Origin of the sequence: Leptothoe sp. LEGE 181152 (genome assembly GCF_032906605.1) — a bacterium.
In the GTDB taxonomy this organism is placed as follows: domain Bacteria; phylum Cyanobacteriota; class Cyanobacteriia; order Phormidesmidales; family Phormidesmidaceae; genus Leptothoe; species Leptothoe turfae.
Map to the genome: position 1 here is coordinate 18,246 of NZ_JASATU010000042.1, position 20,143 is coordinate 38,388.

10 protein-coding genes are annotated in these 20,143 nt (G+C 44.1%); 4 read left to right on the top strand and 6 right to left on the bottom strand.

Going from position 1 to position 20,143, the window contains the following annotated elements:
* Window positions 1–190 precede the first annotated feature (190 nt).
* Both QGP82_RS21330 and QGP82_RS21335 read right to left on the bottom strand, forming a co-directional pair.
* Window positions 191–1,936, bottom strand: coding sequence for a family 16 glycosylhydrolase (locus QGP82_RS21330; RefSeq protein WP_499060942.1), 1,746 nt, complete (start codon window positions 1,934–1,936; stop codon window positions 191–193).
* Between the two features lie 335 nt (window positions 1,937–2,271).
* Window positions 2,272–4,812, bottom strand: a complete 2,541-nt coding sequence (locus QGP82_RS21335; RefSeq protein ID WP_499060943.1) for a family 16 glycosylhydrolase — start codon at window positions 4,810–4,812, stop codon at window positions 2,272–2,274.
* A gap of 912 nt (window positions 4,813–5,724) precedes the next feature.
* On the opposite strand from QGP82_RS21335, the gene QGP82_RS21340 reads away from it, so the two are divergent.
* Complete coding sequence (locus QGP82_RS21340) at window positions 5,725–6,060, top strand: STAS domain-containing protein (protein WP_499060944.1); 336 nt, start codon at window positions 5,725–5,727, stop codon at window positions 6,058–6,060.
* 314 nt (window positions 6,061–6,374) lie between these two features.
* On the opposite strand, the gene QGP82_RS21345 is transcribed toward QGP82_RS21340, so the two are convergent.
* Together QGP82_RS21345 and QGP82_RS21350 are read right to left on the bottom strand one after the other, a co-directional pair.
* The gene (locus tag QGP82_RS21345; RefSeq protein WP_163665166.1) at window positions 6,375–7,532 is read right to left on the bottom strand and encodes a SpoIIE family protein phosphatase; all 1,158 of its coding nucleotides are present in this window, start codon (window positions 7,530–7,532) and stop codon (window positions 6,375–6,377) included.
* Between the two features lie 191 nt (window positions 7,533–7,723).
* Window positions 7,724–8,107 carry a PilZ domain-containing protein gene (locus QGP82_RS21350; protein ID WP_163665168.1) on the bottom strand — a complete coding sequence of 128 codons (384 nt, stop codon included), beginning with the start codon at window positions 8,105–8,107 and terminating at the stop codon, window positions 7,724–7,726.
* A gap of 1,369 nt (window positions 8,108–9,476) precedes the next feature.
* On the opposite strand from QGP82_RS21350, the gene QGP82_RS21355 reads away from it, so the two are divergent.
* The 3 genes from QGP82_RS21355 to QGP82_RS21365 all read left to right on the top strand — a co-directional run bounded on the left by QGP82_RS21355 (window position 9,477) and on the right by QGP82_RS21365 (window position 17,466).
* Window positions 9,477–10,754 (top strand): hypothetical protein, encoded by a 1,278-nt coding sequence (locus tag QGP82_RS21355; protein ID WP_499060945.1) that lies wholly within the window; start codon window positions 9,477–9,479, stop codon window positions 10,752–10,754.
* A gap of 735 nt (window positions 10,755–11,489) precedes the next feature.
* Window positions 11,490–16,964 carry a beta strand repeat-containing protein gene (locus QGP82_RS21360; RefSeq protein ID WP_499060946.1) on the top strand — a complete coding sequence of 1,825 codons (5,475 nt, stop codon included), beginning with the start codon at window positions 11,490–11,492 and terminating at the stop codon, window positions 16,962–16,964.
* 217 nt (window positions 16,965–17,181) lie between these two features.
* On the top strand, window positions 17,182–17,466 hold the full coding sequence (locus QGP82_RS21365) for a hypothetical protein (RefSeq protein ID WP_163665178.1): 285 nt from the start codon (window positions 17,182–17,184) through the stop codon (window positions 17,464–17,466).
* A 181-nt stretch (window positions 17,467–17,647) separates the two neighbouring features.
* Here the strand turns inward: QGP82_RS21365 and QGP82_RS21370 are convergent, their stop codons facing one another.
* A complete protein-coding gene (locus QGP82_RS21370) occupies window positions 17,648–18,922 on the bottom strand; it encodes a DUF3131 domain-containing protein (RefSeq protein WP_499060947.1) in 1,275 nt (424 codons plus the stop codon).
* Between the two features lie 59 nt (window positions 18,923–18,981).
* A complete protein-coding gene (locus tag QGP82_RS21375; RefSeq protein ID WP_499060948.1) occupies window positions 18,982–20,133 on the bottom strand; it encodes a DUF3131 domain-containing protein in 1,152 nt (383 codons plus the stop codon).
* Window positions 20,134–20,143: the final 10 nt, after the last annotated feature.

The window sequence follows — 20,143 nt, forward strand, 5'->3', positions numbered from 1 at the left end:
ATAGACGACAATAGTAATACTGAATGCATTCAGAAATTTGCTACGCATATAGTCATTTACCTCTAAGCCTTCTGGAGATTATCTATACCTTGAGCTATGCTATATCAAGCTATATTTATCAATCTATAGCGCAGGATTTATCATATAAAAAGTCTGCACTATAGATTTTCTATAGAAAATTAATCAACCACTATACAGCTACCGAATCAGCAATCTTGAAAAACTGATTAGATAGATTCAAGTCAGTTACATTTTCCACAATACCAATCAGTTCATTCTGTCCTGCTGTCTTCAGATAAATTCCAATACCTTGCTCTAAGTCCTCTGCAGTAGCTTCTAACAAATAGTCATCTAAAGACCCGTGTAGTTGGATTAAATCATTCTGTTTATAGTTGAAATCACTGATAAGGGCATAATCATATTCACCTAATGAAAGATTATCCCCATCATCGTAGAATGCGCTAGTTGTATCGCCTAAATAAAAGATATCAGCGCCTTCACCACCAGTCAGGATATCAATTTCATTGATACCAACCAAGGCTGTTCTAGTTGATGCATTGATATCAACGCCTATCAGGCTATCTCTCCCTTTATCACCAAATAGCTGATCGTTTCCTAGACCGCCCTGGAGATAATCATGGCCAAAATTTCCCTCTAAGAGATCATTACCTGCCCCACCATCAAGGTGGTCTTGTCCCAGTCCACCATCAAGCTCATCACCACCAGTGCCACCATTGAGGATGTCACGACCTCGATCACCAAAGAGATAGTCATCACCGTCTTCACCATTCAGCTGATCATGCCCCCACCCACCATCAAGCTTATCATCGCCAGCGCCACCATTGAGGATGTCACGACCTCGATCACCAAAGAGATAGTCATCACCGTCTTCACCATTCAGCTGATCATGCCCCCACCCACCATCAAGATGGTCATTACCTGTACCCCCATCAAGTTCGTCATGCCCTTTATAGCCAAAAAGCTGGTCATCACCAGTACCACCATCTAAGACATTCTTTCTCTCACCACCATTCAGGATGTCATTACCGTCTTCACCATATAAATTGCCTATTTTTGAGAGACTTAAGACATCGTCACCCGCTCCGCCATAAATATCGCCTCTAGTACGACTTAAGGTATCGTCACCTAGTCCACCATGTAAGATACCTCTTTTATTTTGATATACTCGGATGTAATCAATGTCATAGCTGCTAGGGAAAAGGGTTGTATGATCCGGATCTCCTGGCCAGGAACCACAAACGGCTAAATTTGCTAATAAGTACATGGCCTGTTGAGGAATGTTCCCAGTAATTGTGAAGGCTTTTTGGCCATCTACAAACCAAGTGATTCTTTCGGGAGTCCATTTCACTGCAAAGGTATGCTCTCCTTCCGAAAAATCTATTCCTGAGACAGAGTTACCTTCCATGGCATTACCGTTGGGAGCGTCAGGGTCTTGGTAATGCAGTGTCCCATAGACAGTATCTGTCTGGTGCCCTAAAAATTCCATAATGTCAATTTCAGGAGGCCATTCACCTGTGCTTGGCAACATCCAAAAGGCGGGCCAAAGGCCCTGTCCAACCGGTAGAGATGCCTTAATTTCCATATAGCCATAGGTAAAGGCAATCTTGTCATGCCCGGAAATCATTCCTGATGTATAGTCAAAGAACAAATCTTTGCCCTGCTGTGCCAGGAGATATTGATCAACCCCTTCAAAGGCCTCAAGGGGTTGATCTAATTTGTTAGCACTTATACTGAGCGTTCCATTTGCTACAGTCAGTGCTTCATCGACATAATACTGTGCTTCGTCATTAAAAGTGTTGGTGCGGCTACCATAGTAGTAGGTTGTATTCCAGTTATCCTGGTTGAGTTCTGAGCCGTCAAAGTTATCCTCAAAAACTAAATCCCAGTTGGTTAGGATAGATGGATGATTGACCACGATCGTTCTTCCTGAATGCCTTGTACTTAGAAAATGTATCTGTATGATCGATTGTGCACATAGCTGTTGCTATTTCTAGCTTTCAGCGATCACCGACGTTTTGAACCATGTGCGCCTATACGTTAACTGCACATTATTTAACCAGCCCTAATCGGGCAAGGATGCTGATAAAGAGTCAAGGAGAGCGGTGATTACAAGATTAGAAATGTTGGGGCAAATCTGATATCACCTTTCAACCTTCCTTGAGATGTCACGATTGTTGGGTGAAAATAGACATTCTTTAGGGTAGCAACTTATCGCTCCTCTATTGTTCCTTCACTCTGGGAGCAATTACCCTATGCTATGAATGAGAAACCGGTGTTAAAGTCATTAACCACTTGCTGATCTAGAACAGCAATTAACTCATCTTGGGCTGTCGCCGTTCGATACCATAGCTCAGTAGAGAAGCCATCAGACGAAACTCCTAGCTGATAATTTAAGGCATTACCAACCAACTGAATTTGATCATTCTGTGACAAGTTAAAGTCTGTAATCAACGCATAGTCAGACACACCATCCAGCAGCAGCTCACCATCATCATAAAAGACCTGACCCGCTTCACCCAGGACAAAGAGATCTGCACCACTACCACCAGTGAGGATGTCAATTTCTCCTAGACCTGCATTTACTATATCGGTGCCTGTGAGCCTATCATCGCCGCTACCGCCCAAAAGCGTATTATCTCCATAACCACCTTGCAAGACATCATTACCGGCTTCACCAGCAATGTGACCCAAGGCCTTTGAGAGAGTATCATTCTTAGACCCGCCATGAAGAGTTCCTTCTTTATCCTGATAAACGCGAATGTAGTCAATCTCAAAGGCGCTGGTTTCAGGAGTGGTCTCATCGGGACTGCCAGGCCAGTAACCACCTACAGCCATATTGGCTAATAGATACATGGAGACATCAGGAATGTCATGGTCAACACTGTACAAAGCTTGATCATCTACGAACCAGGTCAGTTCAGTGTCTGACCATTCCACACCAAATGTATGGAAGCCAGCAGAGAAGTCCATACCGCTAAAGGTTTGTTCTCCTTTCTCAGAGGCAATACTTCCATTATCGTCCGTGTAATGGAGACTGTTGAACACAGTGTCAGTACGGTGTCCCAGAGTTTCCATAATGTCGATCTCAGGGGGCCAACCGCCATGGGTAGGTAGCATCCAAAAAGCAGGCCATAAACCTTGCCCCGCAACAACTTGCGCCCGCATCTCCATATAGCCATAGGTAAAGGCATAGTTGTCGTCACTGTTTAGGATGCCGGAAGTATAGTCAAAGGTTTTAACTGGATCAAAGCCAGCAGCCGTGTCTTCAACATCAAGGGTCAGGGACTGATCAACCTTTTGACTAACGATACTCAAGACACCGTTGTTAAAATCAAAGGCATCATACTCTACGCCGTTAATAACCTCATTGTCTCCTACATAAGCCTGATGTTCACCGTTCCAGGGATTAGTGCGACCACCATAGACATTGTGACTATATTTGGTGCTCCACTTACTACTATCTAGGGTAGATAAATCAAATTCATCACTAAACACGAGTTCCCAATCACTATTGTTAGCAGGATGCCAGGGGGATTGATTAGGCTCATCGGTGTACTGGAAATAGGCAGCATCTAACACCAAGCTTTCAGGAGACAGATGCTCCACAACTGCAATCAGTTCATCCGTGTTATCCCAAGTTCCATTACCGTCAGTATCTTGATAGATACCGGCTACATTCATACCAGAAAAGGCAGCTTCCAGGCTGGATGGTAAATCCGCCATCACATAGTCACTGACCGTGCTATTTAGCTGAATCGTATCTTCGAAGCGGTTAAAGTCTTTGACCAGGGCATAGTCACTGGCTCCATTGGTGGTTGCATCGCCGTCATCGTAGAACACACCGTTTGCATCACCCAGAACAAACACATCATTACCGGCTCCTCCTACGTAGGTATCAATGCTGTTAGCGCCCATGGCACCATCGGTCTCAACCCCCACTAAGGTATCGTCACCATCTTCGCCGTATAGAATATCATTTCCTAGTCCACCGACAAGACTGTCATTTCCATTACCACCATCAAGGGTATCGTTCTCGCCACTTCCCCATAGATTGTCATCACCATCGTATCCATAGATATAGTCATTACCGGCATCACCATTAATGGTGTCGTTGCCGGTACCACCATTTAGATAATCATCTCCCTCATTACCGGAAATGGTGTCGTTATCAGCTTCACCAAAGACAGTGTCGTCACCGCTATTGCCTTCTAAGGTATCATCACCATCACCCCCAAAGATAGCGTCATTATGTTCATCTCCCTGGATAAAATCGTCACCACTATTGCCGTAGAGGGTGTCTTCATCTTCACCACCGGAGATTTCATCATTGTCGTTACCACCAAAGATGCGATCTCGACCACGACCACCCCTTAACTTATTGCGACCGCCTTCACCAAAGATTTCGTCATCACCATCATCGCCATCGATCTCATCGTCGCCATTACCACCAAAGAGTTTATCGTTACCCTTGCCACCCCGGATTCGATCACGACCATTGCCACCAAAGATTTCATCATCGCCATTATCACCGTCTATTTCATCATCACCATTGCCCCCAAAGAGTTTATCTTTGCCACGACCACCAAACAGCCTATCGTTGCCTAAACCACCATAAATCTCATCATCACCATCGTCCCCAAACAATGTGTCATTGCCGTTATAACCATAAAGTCTGTCATTTCCACCTTTACCGCGGACTTCATAGTCAACATTATCTTCCCATCCGCCCCAAACATCATCGTTATCAGTAAGATAAGAGATTATTTTTTTAATTCTGGCAGATATAGACATAGTAAGTCTTCTTTACTAATGAACATTTTAGGAACAAGTATTATTCACATACTAATAATGTAAAAAATTATACTTTCCTCTACAACACTCATTAAAAAAGGTCCTGAGCCAAATGTCTTGAGAGAGATCTTCTATATAGAAAGTTATCGATTGTTTTAAGAGTATAAACCTGCAAGTTTATACTAAACTATCTGCAAGAGACTCTAGGTGGTATTGTCTATTCGCTTGTAATTTTTCAGTTCATTCATGCCTTGCTTTCTTAAAATAACGCAGCGGCTAACTACACAGTATTCTAGACGTGATTTTCAGCGTTTCAGGCAAAATACATCAGCCTGAAGATGGTGAAAGTGAAATATAAGACCTAAAATAGATTCCTATGGGTTGGGGCTAGGATTCAACGATTTAGGGCTAATTTCATCGATTAGCCGAGGATCACTCCCTTGCTTTGAATACTTCTAGAAAGGAATTTTAAGGCTAGGACGATCAGGGAAAATACTCTATTTTTAGATTTTTTTGACATGGGATAAGCTTTTAAGCTTTCTCTAAGCAATTTAACCAAATTATTCCATCAGGTTGAACTAATATCAAAAATTGGGCACGCTAGAAGTGCTAACAAAAGTTGAATCATTTTGAAAAATGGGAATCATCTTAATATAGAATAAAGACTCTTATTTTTGAACTTGTCGCGAGGCTATTTTTAGATTTTAATTACTGTGAGTGTTAGATTTAGGCTGTCGTCTGAGAATCAGTGATTTAAAACTCACCTATTTTTGTTTGCAAGATTAAAAAGCAAGTTAATAGATTGTTTTTTCGATTACTTTGTGGATAAATAAGATTTGATGATTCTCACATTTATGTGGAGACATCATTTTATTGTTTTTAGTTCAATTATCGGTTGTCACATAGCTTAAGATGACAGAATCTTTACCACAAAAAATGTCTGGTGTTGAAGTCACTCAACTTAAAGGCATCGTTGATACAGCTAATAGCAGTACGATAAAGAATCAAATTACCGACATTGTTAATACGGGAGTCAGTACAATTTTAATTGATTGTAAAGACATAACCTTCATGAATAGTGCTGGTTTAAGCACGCTCGTAATGCTTTTAAAGTTGTCCAAACAAAAGGGAATACGTCTCTGTCTATGTAGCATTCAAGATCAAGTTGAATTACTTTTTAACTCGACAGGTATGGATCGTGTTTTCGAGATTTTTGAAGATACTCATGCCTTTTTCCAGACTCTCTAGCATCTTAGAGATTTCCCCTTCCGGGTGATAACTTGAGATTTTGAAAAGGTTACCAGTTAGTTTACTGAAGTTTATAACCCAGGTGTAATTAGTTACTACACAGCAGTCAGCATGGCATAGCTTATGCTAATTTACAAGCTATACCATGCTGCTTTTGATATATGACATGGATTTATTTTGAGATTGGTTGAATAACTATGATGTCACCGATAACGAACAAGCTGTTGATATAATCCGCAGAGACGCCTTATGAAAAGTCTAGACATCTAAAAATAAAATTCAACGAAAATCTCTTTCTAAGGAGGAGTAGACTTTTAAAAAGAGATTTTCACTATTGAGCAATCATCGGAAAAGTTATCGATATGATGATGTTGCTTTAGGTTATCTAATAGTTCAGCAACATTGTAAGCTATCTTTTTATTGTTAGTCAGTAACCAATTTTGAAAGTCTTCTACTTTCCAGATACTTCTATCATCTAGCTGTAGCTCATAAGCGCCATCACTGAATAGATATAATTCACTCATAGGCTCAATCAACTCTTTCTCACTATAATACGAGGCATCATCTATTATTCCTACTGGAAAGGTGCCCTTTTGACCGATAAGTTCTGCACTAGCACTTTCTTTACCATTGTGAGCAATTAAAATGGGAGATGGGTGTCCGGCATTAGCGTAAGTCAAGATTGAGGTTTTAGAATTATAAACGCCATACCACATAGTGAAAAAACGTGGATTGTCCAATTCCATCTGGAAAAGCTGATTTAAGGCCGTTAATACACTCTCAGGTTGGTAGAAATCTGCATTTGGTAACGCTTTAGATCTCAAAACATTATGGATTGAAACAGAGGGTAAAGCGGCACCAATACCATGGCCAGATACATCTAACAGATAGAACATAAAGTTCTCATTATCCAGCCAATAATAGTCATAAAAATCTCCACCCAAACGGCTGCAAGGCAATAAGCATGAATCAATTTCAAGCTTTCCTATACATTTTTTAGGCAATAAAGATTGTACATACGAAGCAGCCTGTGCTAATTCTTGATCAATAAAATCCTGTTGCTTCCTTAGTTTTTCAGAGTGCGCCTTTAGATCTTGTTTAGCCTGATAAAATCGTAATCCTGTTTTCATCTTTGCCTGAAGCTCAGTGGGTTCAAGAGGCTTAATCAAAACATCGTCAGCTCCGGCTTCCAGAGCTTTTATACGTTCTTCTATTCGAGCACGGACAAGCATAATAAAATGAGCATCTGAGAGTTTTTTATGCGCCTTAATATATCGACAAATTTCTGTTCCTGCTTGGTCTAGACCTGTTGATTCACAGATAATAAGCTCGGGATAATGCTCTTCTGCTAATGTGAGTGCTTCCTGGCTGCTAGAGGCAATAAATGTTTCATACCCCTGTTTCTCTAAGATAGCTCTCAGGATACATTGATTAATATGACTTTTTTCAATTAATAAAATTTTGTACGTCATGATGCCCTGATTTGCTTATGTAAAGAAGTCAAAAACCTTACTATCAAACAAGGGCTCCCATAAAATGACGGCCTAGGTTTTTAAGCATTCTTGATAGAGACACCCACACAGTGCGTTACCCCCTCTACCCCTAAGTCTACAGAGTTTTCCTGTTGGAGATACTCATATATTAAGAATGCCCGTGTATTAGTCTAAGCAACTAACTGATGGTTCATACGACTGAAATTAGAAGTTGAGCGTTGAAAATTTCGCATTTCCATAAGAACATCAAGCTCAACTGACGAAATTTTGACAAATTCTAGCCCCATTTCATAAACTGCATAGGAATGGTTTTCTGCATCGCTTACCCATACAACTTTTACAACAGGAGTAAATGTAATACAGTCAGAGACAAAAAACTGCAAATGAAAACAACTATCAATAGGTAATTTTTTATCCGCATATATCCTGACACCACCTTGACTAATATCAATCGTAGGCATCAGTCTGCTACTATAGCCTGGAAGTTGACAAAACATGGCTAACGGCTGCCGCGCAAATTGTCGACGGTTTGTGTTAGTTGTTGTTTCCAACATAATTTTAAAAGGTATGAGTGCTTGCTTATATTCCCTAAAAAGCTTCTGGGCGTTCGCCTTGAATGGCTGTTAGCCTAGGTTAACTGATTAGAAAGGAGAACGATTCTAGTGAACTGGTTACGATTATCTCTCAATAGTTTGAGAGATAATCGCATATTCAAATCTAACGACAGAAAATAATGTATCAACCTGGCATCATGCATTGTAGAAACTCAGCTAGTTTACCAAGCTCTACATGACAACTGTTTGCTGAATGATGAAGTCGAACAAGCATAATAGAGAAATAATTTAGGCTACGGCTAACAGTAGAAGATTGCTACCAACGTTTTTTATGTCGGAAATCAATTTCCGACATAAAAAACTGACGTTTTGGCTAACCAAAACTCTCAGCCTAAGCGATGATCTTTCTCTTAAATAAAATTATGAGAAATATTCCTTTTCAGGAATATTTCTCATAACGTATATAGTTGATGCTGTTGCAACATGCTTCTTTCTCAAGAACTCTCTTATAATTTTGGTTTTGGAATTCTTAGATGGCTTGATCCAGGCACTCTTAAAAATGAGACTCTTTGGGGACTCGCAATCGATATTAAGAGCTTTAGTGACATTGATCAAAAAGACTTAATCTTTCTCATATTTTCTGAAAGTTAGAGATTGGATAATGTTGGTAAATTCTCTAGTTATCCACATGACATCATAAAGAGCCAGTCTGGTTTTATTCTGCCTGTGAATATAATGCACCCATGTAAACCGATGAGCTCGGTCAGGCTATTGTATGTAGTGAGATGACTATAGTAACACCTTAGTTACTGCTAAACCCTGATAATAAATTGTCTAGCTACCGCTATCGCAAGTAGCGTAGATGCTAGGCAATTTGTAGCAATTGTCGTCATTCTAATGTATTATTCAGAAGACTTGAATCCGAAAAATCACAGATTTTTCAAGTACTTATTTATTTTCTCAACACAGAATTAGTTCTTTTCTACAGTGATTTCTTTTGTAAATGTTTTTGGCTTTGTCTTTCAAAGATCTTTTCTTTAGGGGTTACTACGAATCTTTTAAGCTTTCTACTATTCCAATTCTATGCTTAAGCTTAGCTTGGCTTTTGGGGAAAGTTAATTACAGCAAAGATCTAAGCGTTTCCAACTCTTGTTCTAAGCTAGAAAAATCTAATAATATTGTTTAAATTTCATTTAATGCTTCATTCCCTTAAACTCTTAGATTAACTTATATTATTTAGGCGCAACTAAAAGTATTTAGGATGTTATTTAGCCGTTCTTCCCTCAAAGTATTGAGATTTTATAGCTTTGCTTGGGGACGGTATTTCATGCTCTGTATGCTTTGTGTTGGTGGGATATTACCTAAATCTGTGTGGGCTAATACCTCTCATCACTCTGATATAGATCTCCGTAGCCTACAAACTCGTACGGTTTTTTTTTCTAATTCTGCGAAATCCTCGTTTTTAGAGCTAGAACCAACTCTTGAAGTTACAAGTTCCTCTGTAAATACCTTATCTATTTTAGAAATTTCAGAACATTTTCAAAGTAACTTTCTAGATACGAGTTTCGAAAATGTTCACCCTAATGTTCTATATCTGGCTGCTCCAGAAAATTTAAATCCTGGGCTGTATGTCCCATTGCCAGTTGAATCATCACCAACCCCACTGACTCCAGACTCGATTGACTCTGAACCGGTTACTCCAAGCACTGAAACAACTGAAGGTGACTCTGAACCGGTTACTCCAACCGCTGAAACAGCTACCACTGACACGACTCCCTCTGTCCCTTTTTGGGAGGTTGAGGGTTTGACAATTAATCTATCGGATGCTTTTAGTAATTTTGATCAGGGTAACCGAATTATCGAACCAACTGTGACAGGTACTTTGCCCAATGGCGATCCTCTTTCGATTACAACGGGTTTTAATAGATATGCCCAACCAGATGTCAATACCGTTTTCAATATTCCTCTCAAAGCAGCATGGACACGGGAAGTAGGTGATTTTACAACGACGACCGGAGGAGGTATTGACCTTTTTAACCGTCTGCCTGTTGCTATTAATCTGAATGCAAGTACGTCGGTCCCCATCGGTAAGAAAGCTACACTTTCGTTTTTTGCAGACTATGGGCCGTATAAGTTTAATGCCACTACCCTAAATAATCAGATCAAGGCCCTGCGATATGGCCCAAATTTATATTGGCAGATTACTCCTGATATGTACCTTTTCTCCCTAGTGCGGTGGGGTCGTTATAACGATGGTAATCATGAGCAGCAATCGTTTAGCCGACTAGAAAAGAAGTTTGGAGATTTTCATATAGCAGGTAACCTGTTTACTTGGAGATATCGAGAAGATGCTGAATTGGCTAGTGGCTACTTTTCACCTTCTGACTTTTTGGTTGCGAATGCTGAAATTGGTTGGAAAGGAGAAGTTTTTGAATGGCTAGCCTGTGGAACAGCAGCTTCTTGGGGGCAACAACGATTAGGGGGGAGTTGGTCATCAGCCTATAGCTACAATGCAAAATGCACGTTTGAAATAACAGACCATTTAGAAATGGATCTGGGCTATGCCTTTAGTAATGTAATTGGCCAGACAGGCGGCAGCGCTTTTAATAACCGTGCAGTTACTGGGCAAGTGCGTGCCAAATTTTAATTTGGAGGCTCGCACAGAATTTCATGTTTGTTGATGAGCCGATGTAAAGCTGCAAACTTTGATAGAGGGTATGTTCAGAGTTCGACCTCAGTAGATAGTCCCCTAACTGTCAGATATCGAAGGCCTCCTCCCATCCCCGAATTCTGAGGAAGACTGTACTCAAAGCCCTCAGAATTTGGAGTTTTGGGTGGATTTCAAGAAATGAAACCGTTTGTCCCTATCTTATAAAAGATTGAACTAACCCACTTATATAGCTGGGTGCACATAGTTCAAACTGTGTATGTTCGCTGAAAGCTTTAGGATATAGCGGCTGCACAGCAAACCGCTGAATGTCTTGAGCGGTTTGCCAGCGTCCGTTCGATTACGATGAACGGCTTTGAAATATCAAGTACCAATAACTCACTTTGCGTGTAATCGATGAATAGATTTCGGTTGCCAAACGCTTGATTTACAAGGTTTTATGTCAGTTGAAACACCTAACTTTTAGGGTATTCAGTAAAACTCTCATTCTCTCTGAGAATTTACTAAGCCAGTATGGTATTCAAAGACACAGTAATTTGTTTTGTGTTATTTTCTCGCTTCTACTTACTCAAAATAAAACAGCTCCTGCCTTAGGTTGAACTTTTACACAACAAAATTATTGTCATACCAAAATGCTTGCTGTTATTTGTTTTGAATTAACTGTCAGGATGATCTTTAGCTATTTCAAGTTGTTCAAGCCAGTAGTCACTAATTATGAGTTCCAATTCTAATTCTTCTGTTGTCGATAATCTTATTAAAGGAAGCACTCTGGAGGATGTGCTAATAGGTGACATCCTCAATGATGAAATTCATGGGCATGAAGGAAATGACATTTGGCTCAGTGGTAAAGCCGGTCAGGATATCGTTGTTGGTGGTTCTGGAAACGACAACTTATCAGGAGGTGAGGGCAATGATCTCCTCCACGGCGACTTCTCTGAGGGTAGCGGCTGGGAACTAAGTGATGGTGGGAACTACGTATATAATGCCCCTGAGGGAATCACAGAGTCGGTTAGTGGTCAGGGTAACCTATTCCCCCCTGGAGGCGATTCATCCGTCTACAACGATTTTATCCTTGGAGGTGATGGTAATGACATTATGCTCGGCAGCTGGGGGCATGACGCTATCTCCGGCGATGCTGGTAATGACATCATCAATGGTGGTGTAGGGAATGATTATTGGCTTGCCGGTGGAGAGGGCAATGACACCATTAATGGTGATGATGGTGACGATATTTTAGAGGGTGGAGCCGGTAATGACCTTTTAAATGGTGGTAACGATAATGATATTTTGACGGGTGGGGCTGGCCAGGATGCTCTTTATGCAGGCGATGGTGCAGATATTGCTGACGGTGGCGAGGGAGCTGACCTGGTTGACGGTGGGGCCGGACATGACCAGCTCACTGGTGGTCTTGGCGACGACAAAATTTTAGGTGGAGACGGTCATGACACTTTAGATGGTGGGGATGGCGATGACATCCTTATTGGTGGTGCTGGTGATGACTATTCCATGCTTGGCGGTAGTGGGAATGATGCCCTTTACGGTGAGGCTGGCCATGATTTTATGGATGGTGGTGCCGGTAACGATGTCATGTACGGTGGCCGTGAAGATGATGTCATGCTAGGTGGTGAGGGTACTGACTATATCTACGGTGGTGAGGGCATTGACCGTATCGATGGGGGAGCTGGGGCCGATGTGATCGAGGGTGACTCTGGAGATGATGATATCCATGGAGGAGATAACGATGATGCGATCGCAGGCGGTACCGGTCAAGACATTCTCTACGGCGATGCCGGTAATGACCTGATTGATGGCGGCGAGGGCCATGACTATATTGACGGTGGCGAGGGTAATGACACCCTGGATGGTGGCACCGGTATGGATACCATCGAAGGCGGTACTGGCAACGATGTAATTCGTGGTGGTGGTGGTAACGACGGTTGGTTATCCGGTGGAGTGGGCCAGGATGATATTTTTGGTGATGCCGGTGACGATGTCCTGTCTGGTGGGGCCGATAATGACCAGATCCAGGGCGGCACCGGTAATGACGTTCTCCTAGGAGATGCGGGCAATGACGTTCTCCTAGGTGGCGAAGGGGATGATTACTGGCTTGACGGTGGCGAAGGCAATGACACCGTCGACGCTGGCGCTGGCCATGATGTCGCCACTGGTGGAGTTGGTGACGATGTTGTTATCGGTGGTGAGGGTAATGACACCCTGCTGGGGGATGCCGGTCTCGATCAGCTCTTTGGTGACGCAGGAGATGACATTCTTGATGGCGGTGACGGTGCTGACCTTCTCGAAGGGGGCACTGGCAATGACACCCTCAAAGGGGGCGACGGTGCTGACTTAATTCGAGGCGGTGTCGGTGTTGACTACGCTGAGGGTGGCATAGGTGACGATAACATTACCGGTGGTCTCGGTGACGATAGCCTGCTGGGTGATGCTGGGGCCGACACCATTGATGGCGGCGCTGGTCATGACTACCTGGCTGGAGGTGCAGGTGACGATACTCTTATTGGCGGAGCCGACAACGATACCATTCAGGGTGGAGCTGACAACGATATCCTCGACGGTGGTAACGGCTATGACATTCTGGAAGGGGGCGACGGTAGTGACACCCTCAGTGGCGGTAAACAAGAGGATATTCTCAAGGGCGATGCCGGAGACGACAGTCTAGATGGTGGTGATGGTCACGACGTTTTAGAAGGTGGCTCGGGTAACGATTTACTCCAGGGCCAAACTGGTAATGATGCCCTATTTGGTGATGCGGGTGATGACACCCTTCAGGGTGGTCTTGGGGATGACTACCTGAGTGGCGGTACTGACAATGACGTCCTAGAAGGCGGTGACGGCGTTGATGTCCTAGAAGGCGGCGATGGAGCCGATGCGCTCTATGGTGGGGCTGGTGATGATGGCTGGCTATCTGGTCAAGCGGGTGCTGATATAGTTGATGGCGGTGCTGGCCATGATGTATTGAGCGGTGGTGCTGGTGCCGATCAACTGCAAGGGGGGGCTGGTAATGACACTGTCTTCTTTGATGCTGCTGACACTGTAGTCAAGGGAGATGCCGGCTACGATGTTGCCATTGTGGAAACCGCTGAGGGAGCCAGCTTAGACCTGAGCGCTAACAGCTTTAACGAAGCTCATGGTAATGCCGGTAACGACACCTTTACCAATACGAATGGAGCGGGTGCTGCTAGTGGTGAGAGTGTTGCCATGTTTGGTAACGCCGGACATGATTCCCTAACAGGTGGGGCTGCTAATGACTATCTAGATGCTGGTGCGGGGGATGACGTTGCCAGTGGTGGCGCTGGTGATGACTACGCTCTGGGGGGTGATGGCGCTGATGTCCTTAGTGGAGACACTGGTAACGATCTTCTAGAGGGTAATGCTGGCAACGATACCTTGGATGGCGGTGACGGTCATGACACGCTAGATGGCGGTGATGGAGCGGATACGCTGCTTGGTGGAGCAGGTCACGACACCCTGAAGTTTGATGCGGCAGATACGGTAGACGGCGGTGATGGTTACGATGTCGCCAGAGCCCAGGGAGATGTTGGTGTCACTCTGGATTTGGGTGCTAGCCAGATTGAGTTAGCCTACGGTACTGAAGCGGCTGATGTCTTTACAAACTCCAGTAATAACAGCGTCGAAATTCATGGAGAAGGTGGCAATGACACTATCATTGGCGGAACTGGCCATGAGATTCTGGATGGTGGTGCTGGGGATGATGCGATCGCAGCCAATACTGGCAATGACGTCATTTTAGGTGGTGCCGGGGACGATGTTCTCCAGGGAGAGGGTGGCAATGACACCATCACAGGTGGAGAAGGCGCTGACACTCTCTCCGGAGGCGAAGGCAATGACACCCTGAATTTTGATGCCGATGACACCCTGGACGGCGGTAGCGGCAGTGATGTTGGGGTTTACCAGGGTGCTACAGGCATTAACCTCAACATTGATGATGTAAGTCTGGAAGAAGTTCACGGTAATGTCGGTGATGACACCTTTACCTCAATCGCTGGTAATGTCGTGAAGATGTTCGGTGGAGCTGGTAGCGACACCCTAGAAACCGGCAACGGTAGCGATCAGCTCTTTGGTGGAGAAGGTGACGACACCATTACATCCACCGGGGGCCACAACTACATTGAGGGTGGTGCAGGTAGCGATACCATCACCACAGGTGGCGGTAACGACACCCTAGTGGCCGATGCCGGAGATGATGTTCTAGACGCTGGCGACGGTCATGACATCTTAAAGGGCGGCGCTGGTGCCGATAGCCTTAGTGGTGGCGCGGGTAATGACACCCTTTATTTTGATGCAGCTGATACGTTGGTAGATGCAGGTGCTGGTAATGAAGATACAGCACATTATGAGAGTAGTGATGCACTCACCATCGATTTAGATGCGACAGGTATTGAAACACTCCACAGTAATGTGGGTGACGATACTATTACCGCTAATAGCAGTCAGAACTTCACCGTTTACGGTGAGGGTGGTAATGACACCATTACCACTGGAAGCGGTGACGATACCCTTGAAGGTGGCGGTGGGGATGACATTATCGACGCCGGTAGTGGTAGCAACACGCTGCTCGGTGGAGCTGGTAATGATACCCTCATCAGTGGCAGTGGTAATGACACCCTAGAGGGAGGAACCGGAGATGACACTCTGACTAGCAGTGGTGGCAAAAACACCTTGCTCGGTGGCGACGGTAACGATGTCCTCACGACTGGTACTGGTAGCGACACGTTAGACGGCGGTGCAGGAAATGACAGTCTCATCGCAGGCAGTGGTAACGATAATCTGAAAGGAGGTACAGGAAACGACAGTCTAGATGCGGGTGCTGGTAACGATACTCTGGATGGTGGCAGCGGTGCCGACCAGTTAATCGCTGGAAGCGGTAACGACAAGCTCTATTTTGATGCTGACGATACTGTTATTGATGGTGGGGCTGGTACTGATACTGCCTATTTCCAAAGCAATACGGACCTTACCATCAATGTCACTGATGCAGGCCTCGAAAGGCTCTATGCCAACAGTGGTAACGATCAGCTTTCAGCCACCGGTAATAGTCAGGTCAAGCTGTATGGTAAGGATGGAGACGACGTCCTTACATCGGAAGGCGGTAATGACCGACTAGATGGTGGCAATGGTGACGACATTCTTACCACTACTGGTGGTAACAACACCCTGAAAGGTGGTAACAACAATGACCAGCTTACTTCCGGCAGCGGTAATGATGTCCTTGACGGCGGCAGCGGTAACGACACCCTGCTCACCACTGGTGGCAACAACACCCTAAAAGGTGGTAGCGGTAACGATACTCTGACCGCTGGAGAAGGTATAGATACTCTAGATGGCGGTGCTGGCAATGACATTCTCGATGGTGGTTCCGGCGATGATGTGCTGGTAGGGGGGAATGATACCGATATTCTCTATGGTGGTGAGGGTAATGACACCCTTTCTGGTGGGTTAGGGGATGACACCCTTTACGGGGGAGCTGGTAATGACACCCTTAATGCTGAAGTCGGTAATGATCTTCTTGATGGGGGGACTGGCAATGACCAACTTTTTGGAAGTACCGGTAACAACCGCCTTGAGGGAGGTGCTGGTAACGATGAACTCTATGGCGTAGCTGGTGAAAATGAACTCCTTGGCGGTGACGGTAGTGACCAACTCTATGGTGGTGCAGACAGCGATCAACTCCTTGGTGGCACTGGTGATGACCAACTCTATGGAGATGCTGGTAACGACTTACTAGATGGTGGTGACGGTAGCGATAACCTGGTTGGTGGTGACGGTAATGATATCCTGTTAGGCGATGGTGGAGCCGATGTCCTCAGGGGTGCTACAGATGGTTTCGGTGAGGTAGATATTCTCACCGGAGGTGGCGGTAGCGATTACTTTATTCTCGGTGAGTCAGGTCAGGTCTTCTATGATGATGGTGACCTGCTGACAGCTGGCACGTCTGATTATGCCTTAATCACGGATTTCAATGGTTCAGAGGATATTCTCCAGTTGAGTGGTTCAGCCAATGATTATGTGCTGGGTTCCTCAGGGTCAAGTACTAACATCTATCTAGATAGTGATGGTACCGGTAGCTTAAGCAGTTCGGATGAGTTGATTGCCACATTGGAGGGTACTTTAAGTATGGATCTATCCAATACATCAATTCTGTATGTGTAGTGAACAACTTTGATCTATGGAGATCCACTTAAGTTGGGAACGTTCCGTTAGATAGGATTATAGACTCTTGGAGTCAGAATTCATTAAGAACATGGATTCTGGCTCCTGACTTCTAAATGCTCTTTTATGAAACGTCCCACATATAAGTTGTTAACCAGACTACTGACCCTAGTTTGATACACAATATTGCCTTAATGCTCATTTTGAGGAAACCAACATGCTTGAATTTAAGGGCTTTCACCCTAAGGATATCTCCAATGAAATTGCACTAACGCTGACCAATTCAGGAGTGCATTATCACAATTTAAATAATGGCGCTTTTCAGTTTATTCCTTACACAGAGATCGCTGGCTTTTCTGGGTGGCGGCCCGGATATGGTTCTCTTCATATCTACAGTAGTAATCCAAATTTGATGATTCACTTAAACTTTGCAGCAGAGGTAGCAGAACAGGCTCTATCGCAAATTCAAAGTTTTCTTCAAGAGAAAATGGTAACTGTCTAGACCAATAATTATTCCATTTTTGAAACAACAAAGACCTCAGTTGCATAAGCAACTGAGGTCTTTGTCATGGTAAGACTATGGAGTTGCTATGTGGATTTTTAGAGAAAATACAGCTTCCTTATTGAAATACATAACTGCCTGTACTCCAGCCTCTTGCAAATAGGTATAGGAGCGATACGTATTAATCCTTGATTACATCTAAGATGGCTTTATTGCCAAGAGCTTTATAGTAGAGAATTTCTAAGATAAGGCCGTTAGTATTACCGGTTAAGATGGTGTTGATTTCGTCACTCTCTTCATAGAGACCAGCGTAGAACCCACCACCATCGGGATCTTGTAGTTCCTTTACAGCTTTAATTAGCTTCAACGTGTAGGGTTTCTTGGGAAATAAGTAATACCATCCAAAGGCTGCTTTTGTACTAAGTGTGCGTAGTTCTGGATAGGGCTCATTGTCTTCTGTAATCACAGCCCATGGAGTTCCATTAGCATAAAGGGTGCTATAGAGAAAATAAGGAGCTTGATCGATGTTGTCTTCAGATACTGCGGTTAGGTATCCTGTTTCTTTATATCTATTTTCCTGAGCAGTGAGTATAGTGTCTGCATACTCAGTCAAGGTTTCATCCCAGCCAAACTCAATGGCTTCTAGAATGTAGGACTCACTAACTACGTAGTTATTAGCATTAGTTTCGTCGAAATTACGCTGGTCTACAGGGATGTTTACCCCGCTCACTTCTACCAGCTTCATTGGTTCTGTTTCTAACGCCTTTGGAGCCTCAAATCCCCATAGCTCATAGCCACGGGCAGCATATTCTTCGTAACCGAGGCGACCTTCCTGTACGGGTAAAAGTTTGCCGTTAGATTTAAAGACCGCACCATAGAGTTGCCCATTTTCAATGGAGCGAGGCAGTTGCCAACCTGACATCAAACCGGAGATCCAATTCTCATACTGGGGATGGCATGTGCGAATGATATGTAGGGCTGTGAGAAAACGACCAATGTCTAGAGCCGACCAGCCCAATCCCTTTTTGGTGGGATTGTTTCCATAGTCCACCATTTCTCCAGTGGCACTGTTATATACCTTATTTGGGAGAGCTCCCTCTACCAACGGTAGCTCTCCAAGGGAGGTTAAAAATTGATTGAGTTGTAGATCAAACTCACCTTGGTCAATTAATCTCATCCATCGAACTGCATTCAAGGCCATTAAGTAATTGCCCTGATCCCAAAGGGTACCGGAGGGAAATTGGTTGGCAGAGTTGATAAATCCGGTTTCTGGTTGCCGATTATTGACAAAGTATTGCCAGGCTGTAGCCGCATATTCTTTCTCTTGCTCGGTTAGAGGGGTAGTTAACTGACCACAGAGGTTGTTGAAAGTTGCATCTGTTGTGGCCGCTTGAGAATCAGACTTAGATCCCTCGATTTCAATGGTGCCACTGGTACAAGCAGTCAGACTACCCATTGTTAAAAGACTAGCGAATAGACCCTTTAAAATCCGAGATTGATAGGAATTCATATTTTCTAAAAAGTGTGTGCAAGTGGTTGTCCGGTTTGGGTTTTGTACAACAAACTTTCCAGGATAATGGCGTTCGTGTTGATATTAATTGCCTTGTTAGGCCCCATGTCTGGGGCCTCGTAGCGTCCTGCAAGATATCCCTTCTGCTCATCGGCAAGGTTTTGCACTGCTTGTCTGAGAGTTTGGCAGTAATCATTATCAGGCCAAAGACTACTCCAAGCGAAGGCTGCTTTTGTACTCAGAAAACGTAAGTCAGGGTGAGTTTTTCCTTTTACATCTATTGCTGGCCAGAGTTGACCATCAGCATAAACGCTGTAGTAGAGAAAGTAGGGTTTGCGATCCAGTGCATCTTCGTTTACTGCGGTTAGTATGCCCGTGTCAGCATATCGATTTGCTTGAACCTGCAAAAGATTTTCGACTTGGGGTTGCATCGTCTCAGGTAGCCCCATCTCTATCCTCCATAGTAGGTAAGGATCATTAGTGAGATGATTGCTCGCCCCTGAAGAATTGAGATCACGCTGATCTACCATCAGCTCTACGCCATCCACGGTAATTCTCTGTGTGGGCGGATTATATAGTGCGTTCTCAGCTTCAATTCCCCATAGTTTGAAACCATAGGCTGCATATTGTTCATAGCCTAAGCGTCCCTCTTGCCAGTACTGCAGACCATTACGACCGGCTCCACTGCCCCATAGCCAACCGTCTTTTATAGACTTGTTTAAGTCATAGCGAGCTACGATGGTGTTGATGCGATCGCTAAACTCTGGATAATGAGTTTTAAGTGTGTATAGAGCCACCAGATATCGGCCCAAATCTAATGCAGACCAGCCACTTGTCCCGTCTGGATCAGGACGGTTACCCAATGTCCGCATTGTAGCAGTGTCAGTGCTATAGGCTTTGTTAGGTAGCTTTATTGTGGGTAAAGGTAACTGCTCTAGAGTACTTAAAAGTACCAAAAGTTTCTCATTAAATTCTGTTTCAGAAATTAGCCCCAGTTGTCGAGCAGCATGGCTTCCCAAGAGCGCACTACCCTGGTCCCACCAGGTAGCCCAGGGTAGTCCATCAACAGCATTGACCATACCGGTATCGGGATTCCAATTATTTTCGAAATACGTCCATGCTCGTTGAGCGGCTGCTCGATCTAGGGAATCTGGCATGTGTTCCACG